The 2,528-nt window shown below is 62.5% G+C and carries 4 protein-coding genes; 1 reads left to right on the top strand and 3 read right to left on the bottom strand.

From position 1 onward, the window contains the following. From petA to B3D39_RS11445, 3 genes are all read right to left on the bottom strand, one after another. The coding region (gene petA, locus B3D39_RS11455) for a ubiquinol-cytochrome c reductase iron-sulfur subunit (protein WP_286789703.1) at positions 1-454 on the bottom strand (454 nt) is incomplete at its 3' end. A gap of 377 nt (positions 455-831) precedes the next feature. Beyond that, positions 832-1,545, bottom strand: coding sequence for a response regulator (locus B3D39_RS11450; protein WP_083078165.1), 714 nt, complete (start codon positions 1,543-1,545; stop codon positions 832-834). Then, positions 1,545-2,042, bottom strand: a complete 498-nt coding sequence (locus tag B3D39_RS11445) for a MarR family winged helix-turn-helix transcriptional regulator (RefSeq protein WP_075775697.1) — start codon at positions 2,040-2,042, stop codon at positions 1,545-1,547. Before B3D39_RS11445 ends, B3D39_RS11450 begins: the two co-directional genes overlap by 1 nt. A 152-nt stretch (positions 2,043-2,194) precedes the next feature. On the opposite strand from B3D39_RS11445, the gene B3D39_RS11440 reads away from it, so the two are divergent. Then, positions 2,195-2,528, top strand: a 334-nt coding sequence (locus B3D39_RS11440) for an aminotransferase class IV (RefSeq protein ID WP_286789702.1), incomplete at its 3' end; no start/stop codon positions are given.

Genomic DNA, 2,528 nt, shown 5'->3' with positions numbered 1-2,528 from the left:
CGTGGCAGGGGCAGAACCAGCCGTGGTAGTCCCCGGAGCCGTTGCCGATCGGCACGCAGCCCAGGTGGGTGCACACGCCGATCATCACCAGCCATTCGCCTGCCTCGTCGAGGGTGCGGTTCTCGTCGGTCGCTTCGGCGCCCGGCTTGTTCGCGTTCTCGGCAGAGGTATCGACCAGATCGGAGAGCGGCACTTCACGCCCCAGTTCGATCTCTTCCTCGGTGCGGCGGCGGATGAAGACCGGCTTGCCGCGCCATTTCACCGTGAGCTGCGTGCCGGTCTCGACGCCCGAGATGTCGACATAGATCGACGAGAGCGCCTTGACGTCGGCCGAGGCATTCATCTGGTTCACCAGCGGCCAGACGGCTGCGCCGGTCACCACCGCGCCGGTGCCGGCGGTGGCGTAGTAGAGGAAATCCCTCCGGGTGCCTGCGTTATTATCTGCGTGGGACACGTTGTCTCTCCTTCCCGGGCCCGCGAGGGGGCCGATAGTGACGTGCCGGGGCACGTCGCGAGGTGCCGCCAAACATGGCCGCTCTCATACCAATCACGAATTTGTCAGTCCAGAACACATTCGCCTGAATTTGTGTTGAGGGGCAGTTAAATGTCGCTCTTGCAACAGATCACCCAAGGTCAATGGCCATGCGCATCGGCGAAGGGGGCCGCGCGAGAAGCTCGACGCACAAATACTGCTCCCTATTGGAGAAAAGCGATTCGTGGCCTTAAAAACATATAACAAATTCGCATTTTTGAAGATGAGCGGGCCCCACGCGGCGCCTATCGCACCCCGTATGGTGGCCCCTCAACATGTAGTATCCGCCGTCCTTCCATTCAGTCGGGCGCGAGCAGGTAGCCCAGTCCGCGCACCGTCTGCAGATAACGCGGCTCGCGGGGGTCGCGCTCGATCTTGCGGCGCAGGCGCGTGATCTGAACATCGACCGCCCGATCGCCGCCGCCTTCCTCGCCACTGCCGCGCTCGCGGCCCAGTTCCTCGATCAGTTCCGTGCGGCTGACCACGTCGCCCGCATGAGTCGCGAAGATGCGCATCAGCTGCACCTCGGTCGCGGTCAGCTTCACCAGCGCATCGCCATCCCACAGCTCGCCCCGCTCCTGATCGTATTTCAGGGGCCCCAGCGAGAGGTATTTCGGACCGCTCTCGGTCTCCTGCGGCACCCGGCGCAGGATCGCGTTGATCCGCAGCAGCAGTTCCTTCGGCTCGAACGGTTTCGCGAGATAGTCGTCGGCGCCCGCTTCCAGCCCCTCAATCCGCTCGCGTGTTTCGCCGCGCGCCGTCAGCAGCAGGATCGGCGTGGCGATCGATCTGGCGCGCAGATCGCGGGTCAGCGACAGCCCGTCCTCGCCCGGCATCATCACATCCATCACGATCAGGCTGAATTCCAGCCCCGACAGCAGCGACCGCGCATGGGCCGCGTCGCGCGCGGCAGTGACGAGAAAGCCGTGACGCTGCAGGAAGCTCTTCAGAAGCGTCCGGATGCGCTCGTCATCGTCGACGATAAGAAGATGAGGGTCGGCCGAGTAGGGCATCAATCGTCTTTCATCATTTGATAGAGCTTGTGCAAGTCGGGGCCCATCATCGCCTCGAGAACCTGCCGGAAGCCCGCCACCGCCTGCGGTCCCGCCGCGCGATAGGCAGAGCGCATCCGCCCCCGCTGCGCCTCCGACAGCGCGCGTTCCAGCGTCTCGCCTTCGGCGGTCAGATGCAACCGCCGCTCGCGCTTGTCGCGGGTGCCGACGCGGCTTTCCACCAACCCGTCCTCGATCAGCGTGCGCAGCACCCGGTTGAGCGACTGCTTGGTCACGCCCAGAACGGCGAGCAGCGTCGTCACGGTCAGCCCCGGCTGGCGGTTGATGAAATGCAGTGCGCGGTGATGTGCGCGCCCGTAGCCGTATTCTTCGAGCAGACGGTCAGGATCGGCGGTAAAGGCGCGATAGGCGAAGAACATCGCCTCGATGCCTTTGCGCAATTGCTCGTCCGTCAGAAAAAGAAGTGTCTCGCCCCCGGGGCTTCCGCTATCTGCCATATCGTCCCTCTCTTTTGCGTGACTTTATGTCAGCCTTGTTGACTATCCAAGACTCAACTGCTACCGCAGAGCAGTTTTGACGCAACAAAGTGTCCACTTCGGACGCAAGTTGCGCAATATTCGTAAAATGGCGTGACTGCAAGGAGAGTAAGATGTCGGGCTCGTATGACGATCGTGACGGCAAGATCTGGATGGATGGACAGCTTGTGGAGTGGCGCGACGCCAATGTCCACATCCTGACTCACGCGCTGCATTACGCGTCCTCCGTCTTCGAAGGCGAGCGTTGTTACAACGGCAAGATTTTCAAAGGCGAAGAGCATTCGGCCCGCCTGCGCAAATCGGCGCAACTGCTCGACATGGAAATCCCCTATTCGGTCGAGGAGATCGAAAAGGCCAAATACGACATGCTCAAGGCCAATGGCTGGACCGATGCCTATGTGCGTGCGGTGGCCTGGCGCGGCGCGGGCGAGGATATGGGCGTCTCGG

It is taken from the genome of Thioclava sp. UBA3469 (genome assembly GCF_002378135.1).
Classification (GTDB): domain Bacteria; phylum Pseudomonadota; class Alphaproteobacteria; order Rhodobacterales; family Rhodobacteraceae; genus Thioclava; species Thioclava sediminum.
Note: the sequence above shows the minus strand (reverse complement) of the source record. Positions and strands in the feature narration are given on the sequence as shown.